This is a genomic window from Stenotrophomonas lactitubi (assembly GCF_002803515.1).
GTDB lineage: Bacteria > Pseudomonadota > Gammaproteobacteria > Xanthomonadales > Xanthomonadaceae > Stenotrophomonas > Stenotrophomonas lactitubi.
On the sequence record NZ_PHQX01000001.1, the window covers coordinates 1,935,554 to 1,958,349 of the forward strand.

21 protein-coding genes are annotated in these 22,796 nt (G+C 66.4%); 15 read left to right on the plus strand and 6 right to left on the minus strand.

Features of this window, described 5'->3' with window-relative positions:
• Positions 1 to 40 precede the first annotated feature (40 nt).
• The gene (locus tag CR156_RS09135) at positions 41 to 1,699 is read left to right on the plus strand and encodes a tyrosinase family protein (RefSeq protein WP_100552597.1); all 1,659 of its coding nucleotides are present in this window, start codon (positions 41 to 43) and stop codon (positions 1,697 to 1,699) included.
• A gap of 74 nt (positions 1,700 to 1,773) precedes the next feature.
• Here the strand turns inward: CR156_RS09135 and CR156_RS09140 are convergent, their stop codons facing one another.
• Complete coding sequence (locus CR156_RS09140; RefSeq protein WP_100552598.1) at positions 1,774 to 2,385, minus strand: TetR/AcrR family transcriptional regulator; 612 nt, start codon at positions 2,383 to 2,385, stop codon at positions 1,774 to 1,776.
• A 156-nt stretch (positions 2,386 to 2,541) separates the two neighbouring features.
• Here CR156_RS09140 and CR156_RS09145 point away from each other — a divergent pair, with 156 nt between their 5' ends.
• The 8 genes from CR156_RS09145 (at position 2,542) to CR156_RS09180 (ending at position 11,596) form a co-directional block, all read left to right on the plus strand.
• Entirely contained in the window at positions 2,542 to 3,390 is an 849-nt protein-coding gene (locus tag CR156_RS09145; protein ID WP_100552599.1) for a siderophore-interacting protein, read from the plus strand.
• Between the two features lie 205 nt (positions 3,391 to 3,595).
• The gene (locus CR156_RS09150; protein WP_100552600.1) at positions 3,596 to 5,773 is read left to right on the plus strand and encodes a TonB-dependent receptor; all 2,178 of its coding nucleotides are present in this window, start codon (positions 3,596 to 3,598) and stop codon (positions 5,771 to 5,773) included.
• Positions 5,774 to 5,827: 54 nt separating this feature from the next.
• Positions 5,828 to 6,127 carry a DUF3649 domain-containing protein gene (locus tag CR156_RS09155; RefSeq protein WP_243381760.1) on the plus strand — a complete coding sequence of 100 codons (300 nt, stop codon included), beginning with the start codon at positions 5,828 to 5,830 and terminating at the stop codon, positions 6,125 to 6,127.
• Positions 6,124 to 7,746: a PepSY-associated TM helix domain-containing protein gene (locus CR156_RS09160; protein ID WP_243381762.1), complete on the plus strand. Its 1,623-nt coding sequence runs from the start codon at positions 6,124 to 6,126 to the stop codon at positions 7,744 to 7,746. Before CR156_RS09155 ends, CR156_RS09160 begins: the two co-directional genes overlap by 4 nt.
• Positions 7,746 to 8,024 (plus strand): DUF3325 domain-containing protein, encoded by a 279-nt coding sequence (locus tag CR156_RS09165; protein ID WP_100552602.1) that lies wholly within the window; start codon positions 7,746 to 7,748, stop codon positions 8,022 to 8,024. Before CR156_RS09160 ends, CR156_RS09165 begins: the two co-directional genes overlap by 1 nt.
• Before the next feature lie 77 nt (positions 8,025 to 8,101).
• Positions 8,102 to 9,061: a cation diffusion facilitator family transporter gene (locus tag CR156_RS09170; protein ID WP_100552603.1), complete on the plus strand. Its 960-nt coding sequence runs from the start codon at positions 8,102 to 8,104 to the stop codon at positions 9,059 to 9,061.
• Between the two features lie 46 nt (positions 9,062 to 9,107).
• Entirely contained in the window at positions 9,108 to 9,770 is a 663-nt protein-coding gene (locus tag CR156_RS09175) for a DNA-3-methyladenine glycosylase (protein WP_100552604.1), read from the plus strand.
• Positions 9,771 to 9,889: 119 nt separating this feature from the next.
• A complete protein-coding gene (locus CR156_RS09180) occupies positions 9,890 to 11,596 on the plus strand; it encodes a sensor domain-containing diguanylate cyclase (RefSeq protein WP_100552605.1) in 1,707 nt (568 codons plus the stop codon).
• Between the two features lie 33 nt (positions 11,597 to 11,629).
• Here CR156_RS09180 and CR156_RS09185 read toward each other — a convergent pair whose 3' ends face one another.
• Together CR156_RS09185 and CR156_RS09190 are read right to left on the minus strand one after the other, a co-directional pair.
• Entirely contained in the window at positions 11,630 to 12,724 is a 1,095-nt protein-coding gene (locus tag CR156_RS09185) for a DNA glycosylase AlkZ-like family protein (RefSeq protein WP_100552606.1), read from the minus strand.
• Between the two features lie 100 nt (positions 12,725 to 12,824).
• Positions 12,825 to 13,505: a TraX family protein gene (locus CR156_RS09190; protein ID WP_100552607.1), complete on the minus strand. Its 681-nt coding sequence runs from the start codon at positions 13,503 to 13,505 to the stop codon at positions 12,825 to 12,827.
• A 140-nt stretch (positions 13,506 to 13,645) separates the two neighbouring features.
• Here CR156_RS09190 and pip point away from each other — a divergent pair, with 140 nt between their 5' ends.
• The 6 genes from pip to CR156_RS09220 all read left to right on the plus strand — a co-directional run bounded on the left by pip (position 13,646) and on the right by CR156_RS09220 (position 20,650).
• Positions 13,646 to 14,593, plus strand: a complete 948-nt coding sequence (gene pip / locus CR156_RS09195; protein WP_100552608.1) for a prolyl aminopeptidase — start codon at positions 13,646 to 13,648, stop codon at positions 14,591 to 14,593.
• A gap of 265 nt (positions 14,594 to 14,858) precedes the next feature.
• Positions 14,859 to 15,158, plus strand: a complete 300-nt coding sequence (locus CR156_RS09200) for a hypothetical protein (RefSeq protein WP_100552609.1) — start codon at positions 14,859 to 14,861, stop codon at positions 15,156 to 15,158.
• A 62-nt stretch (positions 15,159 to 15,220) separates the two neighbouring features.
• Positions 15,221 to 17,980 carry a magnesium-translocating P-type ATPase gene (mgtA, locus tag CR156_RS09205; RefSeq protein ID WP_100552610.1) on the plus strand — a complete coding sequence of 920 codons (2,760 nt, stop codon included), beginning with the start codon at positions 15,221 to 15,223 and terminating at the stop codon, positions 17,978 to 17,980.
• 25 nt (positions 17,981 to 18,005) lie between these two features.
• Positions 18,006 to 18,743: an MgtC/SapB family protein gene (locus CR156_RS09210; RefSeq protein WP_100552611.1), complete on the plus strand. Its 738-nt coding sequence runs from the start codon at positions 18,006 to 18,008 to the stop codon at positions 18,741 to 18,743.
• 214 nt (positions 18,744 to 18,957) lie between these two features.
• Positions 18,958 to 20,016: a sensor histidine kinase gene (locus tag CR156_RS09215; protein ID WP_100552612.1), complete on the plus strand. Its 1,059-nt coding sequence runs from the start codon at positions 18,958 to 18,960 to the stop codon at positions 20,014 to 20,016.
• Positions 20,009 to 20,650, plus strand: coding sequence for a response regulator transcription factor (locus tag CR156_RS09220; RefSeq protein ID WP_100552613.1), 642 nt, complete (start codon positions 20,009 to 20,011; stop codon positions 20,648 to 20,650). Before CR156_RS09215 ends, CR156_RS09220 begins: the two co-directional genes overlap by 8 nt.
• Positions 20,651 to 20,672: 22 nt before the next feature.
• Here the strand turns inward: CR156_RS09220 and CR156_RS09225 are convergent, their stop codons facing one another.
• The 3 genes from CR156_RS09225 to CR156_RS09235 form a co-directional block, all read right to left on the minus strand.
• The gene (locus tag CR156_RS09225) at positions 20,673 to 21,065 is read right to left on the minus strand and encodes a DUF3224 domain-containing protein (protein ID WP_100552614.1); all 393 of its coding nucleotides are present in this window, start codon (positions 21,063 to 21,065) and stop codon (positions 20,673 to 20,675) included.
• Positions 21,066 to 21,094: 29 nt separating this feature from the next.
• Positions 21,095 to 21,529, minus strand: coding sequence for an EamA family transporter (locus tag CR156_RS09230; protein ID WP_100552615.1), 435 nt, complete (start codon positions 21,527 to 21,529; stop codon positions 21,095 to 21,097).
• 86 nt (positions 21,530 to 21,615) lie between these two features.
• A complete protein-coding gene (locus CR156_RS09235) occupies positions 21,616 to 22,788 on the minus strand; it encodes a low temperature requirement protein A (protein ID WP_100552616.1) in 1,173 nt (390 codons plus the stop codon).
• Positions 22,789 to 22,796 lie beyond the last annotated feature (8 nt).

The following is a 22,796-nucleotide window of genomic DNA, read 5'->3' on the forward strand; positions in this document are numbered from 1 at the left end:
GTAACCCGACGCGGTTGAACCAATCACCAGGGAGGACGCTATGCGTTACACACGCCGTGATTTCCTAGCAACCACTGCCACCGCCTCATTGGCCTCGCTGTTCGCGCCCAGTGCCTTGGCCAGTGCCCAGAGCGCGACCGACGGTACCGCAGTGGCGCGCTTCCACCGCTACAACGTCACCAGCCCGGAAGGCCAGCGCATGCTGGCCAGTTATGCCCGAGGCATCCAGGCAATGCTGGCGCTGCCGGCTGACGACCCGCGCAACTGGTTCCGCAATGCGTTCGTGCACCTGATGGATTGCCCGCACGGCAACTGGTGGTTCTATGTCTGGCACCGCGGCTACGTAGGCTACTTCGAACAGACCATCCGCGAGCTCAGCGGCGATCGCCAGTTCGCCATGCCGTACTGGGACTGGACTGAACTTCCGCAGATTCCGGTTGCGATGTTCGACGGCCTGTTGACCCCGACCGACAAGGCCTATACGCCCTACACCCGCAACCTGGCGGTGTTCACCCAGTTCATGAAGCCTGCGTTGCAGCGCCACTGGAACACCCTGGACAGTGGGCAGCGGCAGCAGCTGTCGCTGCGTGGCTACAACAGCGCCGAAGACGTCTGGAACGACGTCACCGGCTACAACGCCAAGGAACAGACCGGCATTTCCGGCAATGCGGCGTACGCGGTTACCTGTGGCGCCCGCTATCTCTGGCGCGAGCATCCGGGCTTCGACCCGAAGACGGCCTCCGCCGTGTCCGCCGACACCATCCGTGCCGGCCTGTCACCGGTGGAGTTCAACAACCCTGACATCAGCCGCAGCTTCACCAGCTCGCGCACCACCTCGCACGTGCTGCAGCCCGATGGGGCCACCAAGTTCTCGGTGCTGGAAGGCTTCCCGCACAACAAGGTGCACAACTGCATTGGCGGTGTCGGCGCCGTCGATCCCGGCCCTTACGGCAACATGACCAACTTCCTGTCGCCGCTGGATCCGATCTTCTACCTGCACCACGCCAACATGGATCGCCTGTGGGATGTGTGGACACGCAGGCAGCAGGCCTTCGGCCGCCCGATCATGCCGACCGACGCTGCCGAACGCCGGCAGTTCATGGACGAACCGTTCCGCTTCTTCGTCAATGGCCAGGGCCGTTACGTCGGCACGCGCCCGGCCGCGGAATTCTTCTCCACCACCGCGTTCGACTATGACTACGTCTATGGCCGCGGTGTCCGTGCCGCAGAGCAGGCCGCAACGGCTCCGAACGCCGCGAAGGCCGCGCGGCTGGTGCGCGGCAAGCGGACCGACGGCGCCGTGCGTGTAGCCGTGCCCAACGAAGCGGTTCGTGCGCATCTGGCGGCCACCGGCCCGCGCATGCTGATTGCGGAGGTGACCCTCGAGCGTCCCCATGGACTGCACAACACGCGCGAGTTCGACGTGCTGATCAATGCACCGGCCGACGTCACGTCGGTCAGCGCGGACAGTCCGTACTACGCCGGCACGGTCTCATTCTTCGGGCCGAGCATGGCGGCCATGGGCCACGATCATCCAACGACGTTCGCCGTGCCATTGCCACAGACGCTGGGGGCGCTGCGCGCGGATGCTGCCGGCGGCGGTTCGACGACGCTGGAGATCCGCCTGGTCGCCTCGTCGGGCCAGGCACCGCAATCGTTCCCGGTGCTCGACGCTGCGATCCTGGTGTCCCCGAACTAGCGGGCACCCATGCCGGGTGGCGTCGCCACAGGGCGGCGCTACCCGGGTCTGCGCAGGCAATCGACGCGGGAAATCTATCCGGCGTTCTGGCCCCGGCACATCGCCAACGCGCCACGTATCAGCGCCTGCATGCCACGATCGAACTCGGTCTCGGCTTGCTCCGGGTCGTAGGCGCGGCGTGAGGTGTCCACCGTCTCGTGCCGTGCATACACCGTGTCAGCCAACGCCACGCAGTGGTAGGCCACGGTCGACAGCAGCCAGGCGGCCTGTTCCAGCGGCAGGTCGTGCGCACGCGCGAATGCCGCATGGTGCTGGTGGATGCGCTCGACCATCTCCGGCGTCTTCGCACCATGGCTGACCAGGAAAGGTGCCAGGCCCGGGTTCTGTTCGACCAGTGTGCGCAGCGATCGATGGAAGGTGAACAGATCACCCTCGATCGTCGCACCTTTGCCCGTGGCCAACGGCGGCGCGTGCCAGCGCTCGAAGATCGCCTCGGCCACCTGCTCGCGCAGCGCCGCAAGATTGGCCACGTGCTTGTACAGCGCGATATGGCTGACGCCCAGCAACGCGGCCACGCCGACGAAGCTGAGCTTCGGCAGGGTCATCTCGATGCCGGCGTCGGCAATCCGCTCACGGGTGATGCTGGGCGGTCGTCCGCGCGTCGAGCTTTTCTTCGGTGCAGCCATGGAACTCCGGTGCGCGGCATGTGGATGGATTACGCGCCATGGTGGTCAGCACTGCCGGATTGGTCAATGCGCCAGCAACCGCATTGTTGCGGCCGCGTGAAATTAGTTTACTATGATGTAACTAATTCGCATTCGCGCAGTTGCAGGCCATATCCGATGTCCGACACCTCCATTGCCGAAGGTCCGCCCGGCGCCCTCCGCGGCGCTGACCACGATCGCGGCCTGCAGTCGTTGCGGGTCGGCGTCGTCGATGTAGTGCGACCGGCCGGCAGCCTGCAGCGGGTGACCGCGCAGCTGCCTGCGCAGGCCGATCTGGCACCCTGGCTTCGCGCGAACACAGCGGTACGGATCGCGCTGGGTGCCACGTTCGGCGATGTCTCACGCATCTATACCGTGCGCAGCGTCGACCCTGCCGCAGGTCGTTTCGTGTTCGACGTGGTGCTGCACGCATCACCGGGGCCGATGCTGGCCTGGGTCGCTGCGTTGCAGCCAGGCGACACCTTCACCCTGACCGGCCCGCGCCCGCATCTGCAGGTGCCATACAGACAGGGCGCCAGTGCGCTGCTGTTCGCCGACCAGAGCGCCATTCCTGCCCTGTACGCGCTGCTGCAGCAATGGCCTGAGGGCCTGCGCGCCGAGGCCTGGATTGCATCGGATGACCCGCTGCCGGTGGCCGAACTGCCTGCGGTCGCCGGCGTGGTCCTGCACCGCATCGAGGCGCCCTCCCCGGCTGCACCGACGCCGCTGCTGCGCACTGCGCGCGCCCGCAGCACCAGCGCGGCAAGCGTGGTGTGGGCGGCCGGTGAACGCGAAGAAATGCGTGAGCTGCGCCGCCATTTCCTGCATGACATCGGCCTGGATCGAGCGGACGTTGCAGTCGCCGGCTACTGGAAACGCGGCGAGACCACCAGCGAGACCGACCAGCGTCGCCGCCGCAACTACGAGCGCGTGCTGGCACGTGGCGGTGGCCTGCAGGATGTCGACGACCTCGCCGACGACATCTGATCCGCCCTCATATACCCGCTTCATCCTCCGCGCCCCGAAGCACGGAGATCGTTACACCGAGCCACAGATCGCCGATGTCCCCTGCCCGTCGCAGGGTGTTGCGTGCCCTCTGCCAGCCATCCCTGCAGCCCGCGTCGTCCTGCCCCCAGGCCATCGACGGCGCCGCGCTGGCCGAACGCACCGCTTCCCACGACGAGTACCCCCCATGATCTGCCTCACGTCCATCCCCACCCTTCCTCGCCTGCGCTTGCTGGCTGGCACCGCGCAGCTGGCACTGCTGCCATCGCTGCTGGCAGCGTCACTGGTACAGGCGGCCGAGCCCGATCAGGGCGCCACGCAGTTGCCGTCGGTGAACGTCCGTGCCGACAAGCGCTCACCGACGTCCCCGTATGCCGGAGGCCAGCTCGCACGCGGCAGCCGCGTCGGCCTGCTCGGCGACCTGGACTTCATGGATACGCCGTTCAACACCACCAGCTACACGGCCGAGTTCATCGACAACATCCAGGCACCGGACCTGGTGCGGGTAATCGCGCTGACCGATCCCAGTGTCTACAGCAGCGGCTCGAGCGGCGGCATCACCGACTACTTCAACATCCGCGGCTTCGGCGTGGCCTCGTCGGACATCGGATTTGGCGGCCTGTACGGGCTGATCCCCTACTATCGAGTAACACCGGAGCTGGCCGAGCGCGTCGAAGTGCTGAAAGGCCCGTCGGCGCTGCTCAACGGCATGCCGCCCGGTGGCTCGGTGGGCGGCGCGGTGAACCTGGTGCCCAAACGGGCCGACGACACGCCCTTGACCCGCTTCACCGCCAGCTACGGCAGCGATGCCCAGTTCGGCGGTCATCTTGATATCGGCCGGCGCTTCGGTGCCGGCAAGCAGTTCGGTGTGCGCCTCAATGCCGTGCACCGCGATGGCGACACCGCGACGCGCAACCAGCAGCACAGATCGCAGCTGGCATCGCTGGGGCTGGACTGGCGTGGCGAGCGCTCGCGGGTATCGATGGATCTGTTTGCCAGCCGTGACCATGTTGATGGCCTGAATCGTGGCGTATCGCTGGCGGCGGGGCTGGCGGTGCCGCACCCACCAAAGGCAGACACCCTGTTCGCGCCGGACTGGACCTTCAGCAACGTCAAGGACCAGGCAGCGGCGCTGCGCTGGGAGTTCGACATCAACGAGCAGCTGTCCGCCCACGCGGCCTACGGCCATGGCCACACCGACTTCGATTCCATCGCCAGTGGCACCACGCTGATCGTCAACAGTGCAGGCGACTTCCGCAACAACTTTGCCCATCAGCGCTTCATCTACAGCAAGGACACGGCCGAGGCCGGCCTGTCCGCGCGCTTCCGCACCGGTCCGGTCGACCACGCGCTGGCGCTCAGTGCCGCGTGGTATCACCACGACTACAAGTTTGGCTTCCAGCGCAACCTGCTGCCGCGGGACTGGATGACCAACATCCACGACCCGCAATGGGGCCCTGCGGTGGATCGCAGCTTCAGTGACGCCTCGCTGCCGAAAACCGGCGAAGTGCGCACTACCAGTGTCGGTATCGCCGACACGCTGTCTTTCGCCGGCGACCGGCTGCAGCTGACCGTGGGCATCCGTCGCCAGACCGTGCTGAGCGACACCCTGGACGGCGCTACCGGCAAGCGCACCGCGCGTTACGATGCCAGCGCCAACACGCCCGCAGGCGCGCTGCTGTTCAAGGCCAGCGAACGCCTGTCGCTGTATGCGAATTACATTGAAGGCCTGAGCCAGGGCACCACAGCACCGGTCACCGCCGCCAATGCCGGCGAAGTGTTCCCGCCCTACAAGACGCGGCAGCGCGAGATCGGTGCGAAGATGGATTTCGGCCAGTTGGCCAGCGCTTTCAGCGTGTATGAGATCGAGAAGCCCGGCTCCTATACGGACCCGGCCAGCAATGTGTTCTCGTTCGGCGGCCAGCAGCGCAACCGCGGCGTGGAATGGACCGTGTTCGGGCAGGTCAGCGATCAGCTGCGTCTGCTCGGCGGCATCGGCTGGCTGCAGCCGAAGCTGACCCGCACCCAGGGCGGCGTCAACGAGAGGCGACTGGCCACCGCCACGCCGCAATGGCAGGGCAAGCTCGGCGCGGAATGGGACGTCCCCACCCTGCCTGGCCTCACCCTCACCGGCAACGCCATCAGCATGTCCAAGGGCTACATCACCGCTGACAACAGCCAATGGGTACCAGGCCGCACGGTGTTCGATCTGGGCGCGCGCTACGCCACGCAGGCGGCGGGCCATCCGCTGGTGCTGCGGGCAAGCGTGCAGAACCTGACCAACAAGGCGTACTGGGCCGGCAGCCTCGGTTCTGGACTGGGCTCGCCGCGCACTGCGCTGCTGTCGGCCACCGTTGATTTCTGATTGCCTGCCAACCCGCGCCAGGTCCTCGGGCCTGGCGCGCTGGAGTTCGTTTCCGTGAATGCTCGTTGGATTGCCCCGGTAGCCGCATGGCTGCCGCTGATGTCACGTATCGCCGCTGCACTGTTCGGCGGCTACGCCCTGGCTGCGCTGTGCAGCGTCGCGGCCCTCGCATTGCCGATTGATCCGCAACAGGCCGTGTTCACCGGCATGCTGGCCAGCTTCCTGCTGTATGCCGGCGCGGTGATCTGGGTGTTCGCGGTGCGCTCGGCGGCACGGGCCTGGCTGGGGTTGGGGATCGCCGCCATGCTGTTGCTGCCGGCGGTTTGCCGGGTCTCTGCCGGAGCAGGCCCATGAGGTCGTCCGCCGCCGGTGCGGCGATGCCGCGCGGCATCCGCCAGACCATGTCCGACCTGCACATCTGGGTGGGGCTGCTGGCAGGCTGGATTCTGTACGCGATGTTTCTCACCGGTACCGCAAGCTACTTCCGTGATGAGATCTCCCGCTACACGCGTCCGGAAATCAACACACCGCAGGCCCTGCCCGATTCGGCAGACACTGCCACGCGGCTGACAACCCACGTGCTGGCCAACGCACCTGCAGTCACCCAGATCAACATCACCCTGCCCAGCGAACGTACGCCGTGGGCGTCAGCGATGTGGGCCAGCCCGGGTGGGCGCGGTCGCCACGGATTCGATTCGGGTCTGTTCGACGCCGCCACCGGCACACCGCTGCAGTCGCGCGATACCAGCGGCGGTGACTTCTTCTACGCCTTCCATTTCAACCTGCATTACATGCCAGCGATGTGGGGTCGCTGGATCGTCGGCATATGCGCGATGTTCATGCTGGTGGCCATCGTCAGTGGTGTCATCACCCACAAGAAGATCTTCGCCGACTTCTTCACCTTCCGCTGGGGCAAGGGCCAGCGATCGTGGCTGGACGGCCATGCGGCCGCTTCGGTGCTGGGCCTGCCGTTCCACTTCATGATCACCTGGAGCGGGCTGGTGATGCTGGCGGTGCTGTACATGCCGTGGGGACTGTCGACGCTGGACGACAAACGGCAGCAGGCCGAAGTGGTCAGCGAAATGCGGCTGTTCCTGCCACCACATCCCGCCGCCGCAAGCGCTGCGCCATTGGCGGATATCGGTGCGATGGTGCGCCAGGCAGAACATCGCTGGGGCAGTGGCGCCGTGGGCGGCATGCAGATCCAGAACCCCGGGGATGCACAGGCACGCGTGGCGGTGGTGCGCGCACAGTCCACCCGCGTATCCACCACCCCGAACTACCTGCTGTTCGATGGCACCGGTGGTGAGCTGCTCCTGGCAAAGGAGTCCTCGGGCGCCGCTGCACAGACCCAGGGCGTCCTGTACGGCCTGCACCTGGGCCGCTTTGCCGATGCCGCTACGCGCTGGCTGTACTTCCTGGTCAGCCTGGCTGGCACGGCGATGGTCGGTAGCGGGCTGGTGCTGTGGACGGTCAAGCGACGCAGCCAGCTGCCCGATCCGCAGCGCCCCTACTTCGGCTTCCGGCTGGTCGAATGCCTGAACATCGGCACGGTGGCTGGGCTGTCAGTGGCGATGGCGGCGTTCTTCTGGGCCAACCGCCTGCTGCCGGTCGCGGTGGCCGGTCGCGCGGCGTGGGAAGTCCATGTGTTCTTCCTGGCGTGGGCGGCGATGTTCGTCCATGCCTTCCTGCGCCCATCCAAACGTGCGTGGGTCGAGCAGTTCGCGCTGGCGGCCATCCTGCTTGCATTGCTTCCCGCACTGACCGCGTTCACCACCCCGCATCCGCTATGGCGGACCCTGGGCGCTGGTGACTGGGCGTGGGCCGGTGCGGACCTGACCCTGCTGGCGTTGGCGATGCTGCATGCCTACATCGGATGGCGCACCTGGCGATTCACACCCAAGGCCCGACGGCCGCGCGCATCTGCCGCCCCGCAAAGCGCATCCGTGCGTTCGGCAGCGGAGGTCGGGTGATGGTGCATGCACTGTTGTTCGTGCTTTCGCTGGCAGGGTTCGTCTGCCTGGCCCTGGCGATGGAGCGCCACCAGCGCGATCTGTGTGGCCATGCGTTCGCGCAGCATCGCAGCCTTCGCTGGCGCATTGCCGGCTGGGCATTGCTGCTGCTGGCACTGGCCACGGCAGTACTCGCGCAGGGCGTTGGCTTCGGCCTGGCCAGCCTGTCCGGACATACCAGCATCGCTGCGGGTGTCGTGGTGCTTGCGCTGATGCTGCGTGCCCGACAGCGTCCCTGACTTCCAGCCGGGGTCCTGCACACCGCCGGGACAGCGGCAGCGCGATCATCGGCCATCGATTCCACCGCCGCGCTGCCATGTCCCGTCCTACCGGCTCACGCCTTGTCATCTACGCTGCACTGGCAGGCAACCTCGCCATCGCCATTGCCAAGTTCATCGCCGCCGGCCTGTCCGGCAGCTCGGCCATGCTCAGCGAGGGCGTGCACTCGCTGGTCGATACCCTCAACGAAGTACTGCTGCTGTACGGTCTGCGCCGTGCCGAGAAGGTCCCCGACACCCTGCACCCGTTCGGCTACGGTCGCGAGCTGTACTTCTGGAGCTTCATCGTCGCCCTGCTGGTATTTGCCGCCGGTGCCGGCGTCTCGGCCTACGAGGGCATCCAGCACATCCGCCAGCCGGAGGCGGCCACCAATCACGCCATCAGCTACGGCGTGCTGGGCATCTCCATCCTGTTCGAAGGTGCCTCATGGTGGGTGGCGCTGCGCGAATTCCGCCGCGGCAAGGGCTCATTGGGATACTTCGAGGCGTTCCGCCGCAGCAAGGATCCTTCCACCTTCACCGTGCTGCTGGAAGACAGTGCCGCCCTGCTCGGCCTTGGCTTCGCCCTGGTTGGGCTGCTGGCCGCGCAGCTGCTGGAGATGCCGGTGCTGGATGGGGTCGCCTCGCTGTGCATTGCGGGTGTGCTGGCGCTGACCGCGTTCCTGCTCGCGCGCGAGACCAAGGGCCTGCTGATCGGTGAGCCGGCCCACCCGGCGGTGGCGCAACGGATCATGGCCGTGGCCGTGACCGACCCGGATCTGCGCCGCGCCAACGGTGTGACCACCCTGCAGATGGGCCCGGAACAGGTGGTGGCGATGCTCAGTGCAGAATTCGAGGACGATCGCACCACGCCGCAGATCGAGGCCTGCATCACCCGCATCGAGTCTGCGGTGAAACAGGAGTTCCCGGAACTGGTGGCATTGTTCATCAAACCGCAGACACCGGAGGTGTTTGCCGCGCGCCGGGCCGCGCTCGATCGTCCGGCCACGGCGGAGTGACGCCGCGCTGGCGACAGCTTCACCGCGGACAGGCGATGATTCCAGCATGCCGAAGCAGACCGATCCAGATGCCACGTTCGCCGCGCTGCCCGTTGACGGAGCCCGGCTCCCGCGCGCCTTCTATCAGCGGCCTTCAACGGTGGTCGCACCGGAGTTGCTTAACAAACTGCTGGTCCGCACCGATGGCCGCGTGGCGCGCATTGTCGAGGTCGAGGCGTATGCGGGCAGCGAAGATCCGGCGGCGCACTCCTGGCGCGGCATGACCGCGCGCAACGCCAGCATGTTCGGCGAAGCGGGCCATCTCTATGTCTACTTCACCTATGGCATGCACTGGGGCAGCAATGTCGTCTGCGGTGACGTCGGCGAGGGTGTTGCGGTACTGCTGCGCGCCGCCGCGCCGGTTGCCGGGCAGGAACTGATGTACCCGCTGCGCCCTGCCGCCCGTCGCGACCACGACCTGGCCAGCGGCCCCGGCAAGCTGTCGCAGGCGTTTGGCCTGGACCGGCGCTTCGACGGCGCCGACCTGGTGACCACCAGCCACGGCATCACGATACTGGACGATGGCATGGCGCCGCCGGACGACCCGGTGGTGGGGCCGCGCATCGGCATCACCCGTGCCGTGGATTTTCCCTGGCGCTGGCACGTGCGCGACCACCGTCACGTTTCGGTACGCGCGCCCCGCGCGGCAACGCGAAAGAGACCTGCATGAAACCCATCACTGAAGAATCATTGACACCAGCCTCACTGTTTCGCGCAACGGCATAACGGGCCGAGCCCTAGCGTGACCGCTGTGACCTGCCCTTCCCTGCCGGAGACGCAGTGCCTGCCATGGATGAAGCTTCCAGACTCCTCGAGATCGACCGCCTGGGTGTTCTCGATACACCGCCTGAGCCCGTGTTCGATGCCATTGTTGCCGCCGCGCTCGCTGCCACCGGCATGCCCATCGGGTTGATTTCCATCGTTGCCGCGCAGCGGCAATGGTTCAAGTCCAGCATCGGGCTGGGAGACGTTACCGAAACGCCCCGCTCGATTTCGTTCTGTTCGCATGCCATCGAGCAGGACGAGCTGCTGGAGATTCGAGACGCGAGGCAGGACCCACGGTTCGCCAGCAGTCCGCTGGTCACCGCAGGGCACCGGGTACGCCACTACGCCGGGATAGCACTGACCACCGCCCATGGCGCACGCATCGGCACACTGTGCCTGCTCGACACGCTGCCCGGCGTGCTGTCGCCGTCGCAACGGGAATTGATGGTCCATCTTGGCCGGGTCACCACGCAGGTGCTTGAACAGCGCAGCGCACTGCTGCGGCAGATCGACCAGGCGCAGGCGCTGCATCGCGATCTGAAGCGCAGCGAGGACTTCCTGCAGCGCACCAACACCGCGGCCAAGGTCGGCGGCTGGGAACTGGACCTGGACACCCGCGAGGTACGCTGGACGCGCGAGACCAAGCAGATCCACGGCGTGCGCTCCAGCTACCAGCCCACATTCGAATCGGCCTTGTCGTTCTACCGCCAGGACAGCCGCAGCATCATCCAGACTGCCGTGCAGCGTTGCGTGGAGGATGGCACGCCCTGGGAGGTGCAGCTGCCGATGAGCACAGCCGATGGACGCAGCATCTGGACCCGCGTGGTGGGCAACCGGCAGCAGGTGGAGGGCCATCCGCGGCTGGTGGGCGCGATCCAGGACGTCACCGAAGAACGCGCTGCGCTGGACGCCCTGGAGGCGAGCGAGGTGCGCTATCGGCGTCTGTTCCACTACAGCCTGGGGCTGATCTGCACGCATACGCTGGATGGCACACTGACCTCGGTGAACCCGGCAGCGCTGCAGTCGCTTGGCTACGAGGAGCGCCAGATCATCGGCCGCAGCCTGTGCGACTACATGCCAGCCGAGCGCCGCGAGGTATTCAATGCCTACCTCAAGCGTATCGAAGCCAACCACACCGATGCCGGCGTCATCGAACTCATTGCCGCCGATGGAACGCTGCGCTACTGGGCCTACAACAACGTGCTCGACAGCGAGGGACAGCCGCCCTTCGTGCTGGGCCACGCCCAGGATGTCACCGCGCTGCGCCTGCAGGAGCAGCGCCTGCGCGAACTATCGCTGAAGGATCCACTCACCCAGTGCCACAACCGCCGCTACCTGCACCGGCTCGACGAGATGACCGCCGGAACGTGGGCGTGCCTGGTATTTGACCTGGACGATTTCAAACGAATCAATGATGCGCAGGGCCACCGCCGCGGCGACGCGATGCTGGTCGAGTTTGCCGCCTTCCTGAAGGCGCCTCTGAGTGCGGGAGAGACCGTGGTCCGTCTGGGCGGAGACGAGTTCCTGGTGGTGTTGACCGCATCGGCGTCCGAACGCCTTCCCGTACTGGAGGGCTGGTACACCACCAACGCAGCGCAGTCGCCGACGGCGTTCTCGATGGGCGCGGCGGTCAGCGCGCCAGGGGAATCCGTGGCCGACACCATCCATCATGCGGACAGCCAGCTTTATGACGCACGCGCACGGGTGCGCACGCAGCGGCGCGACGACTAGCAACAGCGTCTGCTGTCACCGCAAGGCAAGACTTCATCCGGTGAGGAATCGCGTCATCCGCTCCAGTTCATCATCCAGCGCATTGCGGAACAGAACGTCCTTCATGGGAGAGGCGCTGGCGAAACCAATATCCGGCTGCAGAGCGCCATCCTTGACGGTGACATTGGCCCAGCCGACCACCTGCTCGCGCCACAACAGCGGCAGCGCGTAGTAGCCGAAGCGACGCTTGGCCGCCGGCGTATAGGCCTCGAACTTGTAGACCCAACCCCAGAATAGTTCGAATCGTCGCCGATCCCAGGCCACGGGATCGAACGGTGCCAGCAGCCGCACCTGCTCATCGGCCTGGTAGCGCCGCGAACGGGGGTTCTCCTCGGCCGGCCAGTACCAGCTGGTTCCGTCGATGACGCCGCCAGCCAGTCGCTCGCGCGCCAGCCGCAGTGCCTGCTGGATCTCAACGGACAGATGTGGAGCGCCATAGCCCAGCAGCCGCGCCAGATAGGTGAGGCTGGCCGAAGGCAACGGCGCGTACTTGCGCACCACCAGGTCGATCAGTGCGGTGGCGCGCTGCAGGCGTGCGGCCTTGCCGCCCTCGGCGAGTGCATGTGACGCAACGGCGTAGATGCGGGTACCACTGTCACGACGGGCGATGCGCAACATGCCGCGGTAGTGCATGCCATCCAGCAGATGGGTGCTGGCATTGCTGGTGCCGCCCCAGTAGTTGGTCACCCGGCCATGCGCGAACGCCTGATCGACCTCGCGTGGATGCACCGCACCCCGCTCCTGCACGAACGCAAGCACCTCGGCCGCCTTGCGCCGCGTGCTGGCATCCCACGGCCTGCGGGACACCCGCGGATGCATCAACGCCAGGTGCTCGCGCGGCAGGAAACCGTAGTTGACCAGGAAGTCTTCCTCGATCGGCAGCCGGCTGTAGCGGCGCTCAAGATCCCCGGCCTGATAGCCCTTCACCCGGTGCCGCAGGGTCAGGTCCTGGGCTCGCGCGGGTGCACGGATGGGATCGGCCTGCACGAAGCCCAGGCGACGGATCGCGGTCAGCAGCGTGGTGGGCGTGAACAGCGTGCGGGCTACGGCGTAGCGACGCAGATCGTCGAGGGTTGGCGGGGCAGGCATTGGCCGATTGTAGAGGCGAGCGTGCCTGGTGTGCGTTGCGGCCTGGAAAGACACCAGCGGCGTGATCGGGGCAGCTGACCGCTACCATGAGTGCCGTTGCTCAGCGCAGCCACTGCGCATAGGCGGCGAGGACCGCCAGGTGCCCCACGTAGTACACGTAGAACGCCCAGCGTGAACGCGGAACCTTCCACGGCACCCTGGCCAACGCCAGCACCAGCGGGATGGCCAGCAACGCCCATCCGTTGCCGTTGACCCAGCACAGCCCGCCGAATCCGAACGCCAGCAGCCAGTACGCCCGGTGGCGGAACGCGATCCAGCCCAGCATCACGAATGCCACGCCCGCCCATTGGTAATCCACGAAGAACGGCAGCAGGCCTCCCGCCACCAGCAGCAACAGCTGCCGGTTGTTGACCAGCGCATGTACCGCCACGGCGGCCAGACCGAAGGTCAACAGGATGTTGAGCGGAAGCCAGTGGCCGAAGGCGAGCATGTGCAGGGGTTGCGCAACCAGGCCCCAGGCGGACAGGCGCCGGATCGACTTGCCCAGATCGGCACCAGGCTGTGCCAGGTTGCAGGCCATCACCAGCGCGAACAGCGGGAAGGCGATGCGCCCAAACTCGCTGACCACCGGCACATAGCCACCGAAAACCACTTTGGCGACGTGGTCACCGGTCATCGACAGCAGCGCGATCCACTTCATCGACTCACGGGCACCGCTGCTGAGGGTGCCGCGCGCCAATGGGGCGTGTACGGTGACGTCCTGCGCGCTCAAGTCATTCATCCTCTGCGTCCTGCAGGGTCTCTATCGCCAGGAATCGCCGGCCATTACCCCTTGAACGCAGAGAATACTTGAACCTGACGCGGATGACGCTGACCGCTGCACCCCGCTATCCTTGCAGTCCCCGCTTGTGAGGCATCGCCATGCGCACGCTGTACCCGCCGATCACCCCGTACCGCGAGCACACGCTGCCCGTAGGTGCGCTGCACACCCTGCATATCGAAGAGTGCGGCACGCCTGATGGCATTCCGGTGGTGTACCTGCATGGTGGCCCGGGCGCTGGCATCTCGCCTACCCATCGCCGCTTCTTTGACCCGGCGCGCTACCGCATCGTGCTGATCGATCAGCGCGGCAGCGGCCGCTCCACGCCGTTCGGCGAGCTGCGTGACAACACCACGCAGGATCTGGTGGCCGACATCGAGAAGGTGCGCGAACACCTGGGCATCGAGCGCTGGCTGGTCTACGGCGGCTCGTGGGGCTCGACGTTGTCACTGGCCTACGCACAGGCGCATCCCGACCGCGCCACCGGGCTTATCGTGCGCGGCGTTTTCCTGGGCCGGGAGGAAGAGAACCGCTGGTTCGCCGAACTCAACGGCGGTGCGCGCTGGATCTTCCCGGAGCGCTGGGATCGCTACGAGGCCCACATTCCGGAGGACGAGCGCGGCAACATGCTCGAAGCCTACTGGAAGCGTCTGGACCATGCCGACGAAGCCATCCGCATTGCCGCGGCGCAGGCTTGGCTGGGCTGGGAAGACAATGCCGCCACGCTGGTGCATGACGTCGACGCGACGTCCGCTACCGATCCGCTCGATACGCTGGCCAAGGCGCGCATCGAGGCGCATTACTTCCGCCACAACACCTTCCTGGAACACGGCCAACTGCTGCGCGACATCGAGCGCGTCCGCCACCTGCCGGGCGTCATCGTGCAGGGTCGCTACGACATCATCTGCCCACCACGCAGCGCCTGGGACCTGGCCAAAGCCTGGCCGGAAGCCACCCTGGAGATGGTCATCGCCGGCCACAGTGCCAACGAAGCGGCCACGACCGATGCGCTGGTGCGGGCCACCGACGCTTTCGCGGACCGCAGCTGAACAAAAGGGGCCAACGGCCCCTTTTTCTATACCAAGGTATAGCCGGGCTAACCCACGGGCCTCTAGGCCTGCTGAATACGAGCGCGGACAATAGCGCCACTGGCCAGCGACTGGCCGCCCCACGCGGAGACGCAGATGGATCCCGACCCTGCCGGGCGCGACGCGCGCCCCTGCCTGCCTACTTGTTCACTGCTGGCGACTGACGACCGGTTCCTGTCCGTGTAAGCGATGGGAGCCCCGGGCAGCGCCTGCCCGGAGGAATCCCATGTCCTACAAGATTCTCTACATCACTGTCCGCCGCCTGATCGGTGAGCGCGATGTTTCCGCCCTGCGCAGCCTGCTGCTGCAGCACGGCCCTGTCCTGTTCGCCCGTTCGCTGGCCCTCGGCTCGCCACGGGTGGTGGCAGACGCCCTGTCGCTGCTGCCGATCAGCGAGCGCATCAACGTGCTGCGCCACCTGCCCTACCCGCTGCGCGATGCGATGAAGCCGCTGTGCATCGGCGGCAGCCAGCGGCTGCGCATGCAGCCCTGGTCACCCGCGGTGCTGGCCATGCGCCACGCCTGACGACCTGCCCCTTCCGCTCCACGCGCCGGCTCCACCCGGCGCCGTTCCAAGAGGATCTTCCCATGAGCCTGCTCAACGCCTGGTTCAACGCCTTCCTGCGCAGCCGCCGCGCGGGCAACCTGTTCGGTCGTCGTGCGATGCCCGAAGCCGGTTACGGCCGTGGCAGCACGCAGGCCGCACCGGCCACGCTCACTGCCGGACTGCTCGCGCTTGCACAGGGCAGCGAAGCCGATGCGCTGGCTACCCTGCAATCGCATGTCGACGGTCTCAGCCCGCACGAAGCCGAAGAGCGCCTGCTGCGCTTCGGCCCGAACGAGGTCGACCACGAGAAGCCGCTGCCGTGGTGGCGCCATCTGTGGCAGTGCTATCGCAATCCGTTCAACCTGCTGCTGACGGTGCTGGCGGCCGTGTCCTGGCTGACCGAAGATGCCAAGGCGACGGTGGTGATCGGCGCGATGGTGGTGCTGTCCACCTTGATCCGCTTCGTGCAGGAGGGGCGCTCCAACCGCGCTGCCGAACGGCTGAAGGCCCTGGTGGGCAATACCGCACGCGTGCTGCGCCGCGCTGCGGGCACCGAAGCGGCAGAAGTGGCCGACCAGTACTTCGGCGCACAGCTGCACAGCCGGCGGCCGGCACGGCTGCTGGATCTGCCGATCCGCGACCTGGTACCGGGCGACCATATCGTGCTGTCGGCCGGCGACATGATCCCGGCCGATTGCCGCGTGCTCGCGGCCAAGGACCTGTTCGTCGCGCAGGCTGCGATGACCGGTGAATCCTTGCCGGTGGAGAAGTTCGTGCAGCCGGGCAATGCCGAGGCTGGCCTGATGGAACAGGCCAACCTGTTGTTCATGGGTACCAATGTGGTGTCCGGCACGGCAACCGCGCTGGTGCTGGCGACCGGCAACAGCAGCTACTTCGGCACCCTCGCCCAGCGCAGCAGTGCCAGCGATCGCGCGCCGACGGCATTCCAGGCCGGGGTCAACAGCGTCAGCTGGCTGCTGATCCGGTTTGCCCTGGTGATGGTGCCGTTCGTGCTGCTGGTCAATGGCTGGACCAAGGGCGACTGGACCGAAGCCTTCCTGTTCGCGCTGTCGGTAGCGGTCGGCCTGACCCCGGAAATGCTGCCGATGATCGTCACCTCGACCCTGGCCAAGGGCGCGGTGCTGCTGTCGCGGCGCAAGGTGATCGTCAAGCGCCTGGACGCGATCCAGAACTTCGGCGCGATGGAAGTGCTGTGCACCGACAAGACCGGCACCCTCACCCAGGACAAGATCGCACTGGAGCGGCACACCGATGTGTTCGGGCAGGATTCGGAGGATGTGCTGACCTTCGCCTACCTCAACAGCCACTTCCAGACCGGCCTGATCAACCTGCTCGATCGTGCGGTGCTGGAGCATGTGGAGCTGCAGAGCTCGCTGCGCCTGTCACAGGACTACCGCAAGGTCGATGAGATCCCGTTCGACTTCGAGCGCCGCCGCATGTCGGTGGTGGTATCCGAGCGCGAGGACCATCACGAATTGATCTGCAAAGGTGCGGTGGAGGAAATGCTGGCGGTGTGCAGCACCGTGCGCGAGAACGGCCAGGACATGCCGCTGGATGAGCAGCGCCTGGCCCGCGTGCGGCAGACCACCGAGGAACTGAACGAACAGGGCCTGCGCGTGGTGGCCGTGGCGATGAAGGAAACCGCGGCCAGCCAGAGCGTGTACTCGCAGGCCGACGAGCGGGAGCTGACCCTGGTGGGCTACGTGGCCTTCCTCGATCCGCCGAAGGAGTCGGCCGCGCAGGCGCTGCAGGCGCTGGCCGCGCACGGTGTGGAGGTAAAGGTATTCACCGGCGACAACGAACTGGTCACCGCCCGGGTCTGTGCCCAGGTCGGCCTGGACGCCGACGCGATCGTGACTGGCCCGCAGATCGAGCGCATGGACGATGCGGCCGTGGCACGTGCACTGCAGGAACACCGCGTGTTCGCCCGCCTCACGCCGCTGCACAAGGAACGGCTGGTGCGCGAACTGCGTGCACAAGGCAAGGTGGTCGGCTTTCTCGGTGATGGCATCAACGATGCTCCCGCGCTGCGCGCGGCCGACATCGGCATCAGCGTGGACAGCGCGGTGGACATCGCCAAGGAGGCCGCCGACATCATCCTGCTGGAAAAGAACCTGATGGTGCTGGAGGAAGGCGTCATCCAGGGGCGGCGCACCTTCAGCAACATGCTCAAGTACATCCGCATGACCGCCAGCTCCAATTTCGGCAATGTGTTCTCGGTGCTGGTGGCCTCGGCGTTCCTGCCGTTCCTGCCGATGCTGCCGTTGCAGCTGCTGGTGCAGAACCTGCTGTATGACATCTCGCAGATCGCCATTCCGTTCGACAACGTCGATGAGGAACTGGTGCGCAAGCCGCTGAAGTGGAACCCGGCGGACATCGGCCGCTTCATGGTGTTCTTCGGGCCGATCAGCTCGATCTTCGACCTCAGCTGCTTCGCCTTGATGTGGTACGTGTTCGATGCACGCACGCCGGCCGACCAGGGCCTGTTCCAGTCGGGCTGGTTCGTGGTCGGTCTGCTGACCCAGACCCTGATCGTGCACATGATCCGCACGCCCAAGGTGCCGTTCCTGCAGAGCATCGCCGCGCCGCCGCTGCTGCTGATGACCGGGGCGATCATGGCGATCGGCGTGATCCTGCCGATGAGCCCGTTGGCGGGCTACTTCAAGCTGCAGGCGCTGCCGGCCGGCTACTGGCCGTTCCTGGTGGCGATCCTGTTCGGCTATGCGGTGCTGACCACCGCGCTGAAGAAGCTCTACATCCGCCGTTACGGCTGGCAGTAAGCGCATCGGCGCAGGGAGAATCGTCATGGACTTCAACCCCCACCTGCCCGCGTTCAACGCGGGCGCCACCCTCAGCTCGCTGATCAGCCTGTCCGTAGCCTTCGTGCTTGGCGCGCTGATCGGCCTGGAGCGGCAGTTCCGCCAGCGCACCGCCGGCCTGCGCACCAACACGCTGGTGGCGGTGGGCGCCGCCGTGTTCGTCGACCTGGCCGTGCGTTTCCACGACCTGTACGGCGGGCCGCCGTCACCGCTGCATGTGGTGGCCTATGTGATCTCCGGCGTCGGCTTCCTCGGTGCCGGCGCGATCATGAAGGATGGCGCACAGGTATCGGGCCTGAACACAGCCGCCACCTTGTGGGGCTCGGCGGCGGTCGGCGCCTGTGCCGGCATCAAGCTGCTGCCCGAGGCGGTGCTGGCTGCGGTGTTCGTGCTGGCCGCCAACACCCTGCTGCGGCCGGTGGTGAACCGCATCCAGCGGCAACCGCTGCCGGAAGCGTTCAGCGAGGCAACCTACGCGATCAACGTGGTCTGCCAGCGTGAGCAGCAGGCCGAGGTGCTGGACCGGCTTCTGCTGTTGCTGGAACAGGCGCAGTACCCGGTACGCGCGGTCGACCAGCGCCCGTTCGGCGAGCGCGATGTCGAGATCGAAGCGGTGCTGTACGCCACCACGGTCGATGGCGGCGAACTGGATGCCGTGCTGGCGACGTTGGCGGCCACGCCGGGCGTGCTGCAGGGGTTCTGGAACGCCAGCCTGGAGGAATGACGCCCGGTAGTGCCGGCTGCTGGCCGGCAACCAGCAAGAGCGTGCACACCAAGCTTCGGTAGGTGCCGACCGTTGGTCGGCACGGATCTTCAGATACCCCGGCTTCCTGCTGCTGTGCCGACCAACGGTCGGCACCCACCGCGGCACCCGCGGCCGTTCGAGGGCATAGGCTCACCTTTGCTATCCTTTCCACCCACGCCAGGGAGCCATCCGGATGCCATCGCTGTCGCCCCGCCGCCCCCTGGTCGTGCTGGCCTTGATCATCGTGATGGCGGCCATCTTCCTGGTCGATACGGTTACCGACTACGCCGTTGCCGCCGCCTGCTTCTACGCAGCCGTCATCCTGGCGGCGTCACGGCGCCTGCCCGCACGCGGCCTCATCCTGCTTGCCGCGGTCTGCATCGCGTTGACCGGCCTCAGTTTCTTCCTGACCCGCTTCGGCACCTACCGCATCGGCCTGGTCAATTCAGCAATCGGCATGCTGGTGATCGGCATCACTACCTATCTGGCATTGAAGATGGAAGCGGCCAAGGCCGCGGTGCAGGACGCACAGGCGCGCCTGCTGCGGGTTGCCCGCGCCTCCACCGTCGGCGAGCTGACCACCTCCATCGCACATGAGGTGAACCAGCCGTTGGCTGCCATCGCCAGCAGCGCCGAGGCCAGCCAGCGCTGGTTGGCCCAGGACCCGCCCAATCTGGACAAAGCACGTCAAACCATCGCCCGCATCGTCGCCGACGCCCATCGTGCCAGTGACGTGATCGCCCGCATCCGCGGCCTGACCCAGGGCGCTGCACCTGAGCGCCAGGCCTTCGACCTCAACCAGGCCGTGGAGGAAATGCTGGCGCTGTCGCACAGCGAACTGGAGCAGCATGGTGTGACGGTCGCGCTGGTGCTGGGCAGTGACCTGCCCCCTGCCCGTGCCGATCGCGTGCAGGTACAGCAGGTGATCGGCAACCTCATCCTCAACGCCGTCGACGCGATGGCCGGTACGCCCACGGGCGAGCGCAGGCTGTCGCTGCTGACCGCGCATGATGGGCACGGCCACGTCAGCCTGAGCGTGCGCGATCGTGGTATCGGCCTGCCGGCGGAGCAGCCCGACCGCGTGTTCGATGCATTCTGGACCACCAAGGCGAACGGCCTCGGCCTGGGCCTCAGCCTGAGCCGCTCGATGATCGAGGCCAACGGCGGCCATATCCGCGCCGAGCGACCCGCTGGTGGCGGCGCCTGTTTCATCTTCGAGCTGCCCACGCACATGGAAGCTACCCATGCGTAAACCCACGATACTCCCAGTGGAACCGTCACCGATCGTCTACGTGATCGACGACGATGCTTCGGTGCGTGCGGCGCTGGAAGACCTGCTGGCCTCGATGGGCCTGCAGGTACGGGCCTTCGCCTCGACCGGCGAATTTCTTGCGCAAGCGCTGGAGGATGCCCCGGCCTGCCTGGTGCTGGACGTGCGCATGCCGGGCCAGAGCGGACTGGATTTCCATCGCACCATGGCCAGCCATGGCCTGCACCTGCCGGTGGTGTTCATCACCGGGCACGGCGACATCGCCATGGGTGTCAATGCAATCAAGGAAGGCGCCATCGAATTCCTGACCAAGCCCTTCCGTGACCAGGAACTGCTGGATGCCATCCACAAAGGCATCGAGATCGATCGCCAGCGACGCCGCGAGGGCGACCTGCTGGGCGCATTGCAGCAACGCTGGGACACCTTGAACACCGGCGAGCGCGAGGTGGTCGACGGCGTGGTGCGAGGTCGCCTGAACAAGCAGATCGCCGCTGACCTTGGGGTCAGCGAGATCACGGTGAAGGTGCGACGTGCGCAGGTGATGCGCAAGATGGGCGCGCGCACGCTGGTGGACCTGGTGCGCATGTACGATCGGCTGCAGGCGGGCCTCGCCTGAACCTTGCTTGCCTGATCCTGGCTTACTCCGGGTCGGGCAAGCTGTAGGCCAGACGGTAGTCGTGACGGCCATCGCTGATGGTGATCTGCAGCGTGCCGCTCAACCCGAGCAGTCCGTCCGTGCCTGAGTCCGGCACAACCACTACGCTCAGGCTCGGTGTGCCGCGCGTCATCACGCCGGTGTGCTGCAGCGTAAACGCGCCCTGGCGTCCGGCCAGCGTGGCGGTCACCCGCTCCATCGCCACGTAGCCCGCTGAACCCTGCACCGCGCTGCGGAATGCCAGCATCTGGCCAACGCTGATACCCTGCAGGTCGCCATGGAAGATCTTGTCGATTGACATCACCCCGATCGGGCCGTTATTGCCGCCGATCGGCAACAGCGTGACCTCGAACGTACCAGTTGCTTCGCCCTGCATCCTGCTCTCCCTTGTCGATTGGCTTGATGCTACCGCTTGGTCGCCAGCACGATCACACCGGCGACCACCAAGCCGATCCCGCTCCATTCACGCAGGCTCGGCCGTTCACCCAACAGGAGGTAGGCCAGCACGATGACCAGTACCACGCTGAACTTGTCGACCACCGCAACCTTGGCCAGTTCGCCACTCTTCAGCGCGCGGAAATAAAACAGCCACGATGCACCTGTGGCCAGCGCAGACAGCATCAGGAACAACTGGGTGCGACCCGGCAGCAGCAACGGGTTGGACCATTTTCCGCTGAGTACAACCAATGGCAGGACTACTGCAGCGACTACCAGGGTGCGGATCGCCATCGCCAGATCCGAGTCGACATCCCTGACCCCGGCTTTGACGAACAAGGCTGTCAGCGCCGCAAACAGTGCTGACAACGTGGCCCATACCAGCCATTGCGGAATGTTCTGCATGCCACTCCACTCCTGCATTAGAGGGTCGACATCCGCAACGCTACTCCCATCACCGGGTTCCGCAAGCACCCAGTCGCTGGCCGCAATCAGGCGCCTTGCAGGCGCCGCTGCAACCGCGTATCCATCAGCCCCACAATCAGCAGCACAGCGCTGGTCAACCAGCCGGCTGCGAGCAAGTGCGTATGCGGCAGGACCACGCCCAGCACGACCAACGCCGCTGCCCCCAGCAGATGCGAGCGCGGCACGTGGCCGTAGACCGCCCGCTTGTACAGCGCGCTGCCCAGCAGGTAGATCAATGGTCCCGCCGCCAGCATCGCGGCATACGGCAGGGTCACCACCGCTTCCGGTTCGTCCATCACCAGGTCATTGCCGACGGCGGTGGCGATGATGCCGGCGATCAGCAGCGCGTGCACGTAGTGGAAATAGGCGCCGATGCGGCCCGGGTCGTCGGAACGGGTGATGGTGTCGGTGGCGTCCCGGCTGGAGATGCCGAAGTACAGCCACCACATCGCGAGCGTACCGGCAAAGGTCGCCAGCACCGCCGAAACCACCTCTCCACTCCAGTGTTCCACCTCGCTCAGCACGCCGCCGGTTGCCAGCAGCGTCTCACCCAATGCGACGATCACGAACAGCTGGCAGCGCTCGGCCAGATGCCCGCCTTCGATGGTCCACTCGCGGGTACGCGAACGGCCAAGGCCGGGAAACGCGAAGCCGAACATCGGCGAGATGTATTCGCAGGCGACGGCCAGTGCCCACAGTGCCAGCCGCGCATTGCCCTCGACCGCTGCACCGGCCAGCCAGAAACAGGCCGAAACGCTGACCCAGGCCAGCATGCGCCTGAAATTGGCGGCCAGCGGGTGCGCGCGCCCTACTTCCAGCAGGACGAACAGCGTCCGCCCCACCTGCATCGTGGCGTAGGCGCCGGCGAATATCCACGCGCGTCCGGCAAAGGCTTCGGGGATGGACGAAGACATCAGCAACGCCAGCAGCATCGTGACGAACAGCAGGCCGCGGATGCGCGGCGCCTCCGGGTCGAACCAGTTGCTGACCCAGCACGCGTACTGCCAGCCGAGCCAGACCGCAAACCACAGCACCAGCGTCTGCAGCACGCCCAGCAGGCCCAGGTGGTGCAGCAGGTGGTGGCTGAGCTGGGTGACGGCGAACACGTAGACCAGGTCGAAGAACAGTTCTTCGTAGGTCACCCGCGCATGATGGCCGTCGCGACGACGCAGGGCAGGAAGACGGGGTGATGCCGGCATCGCGGATC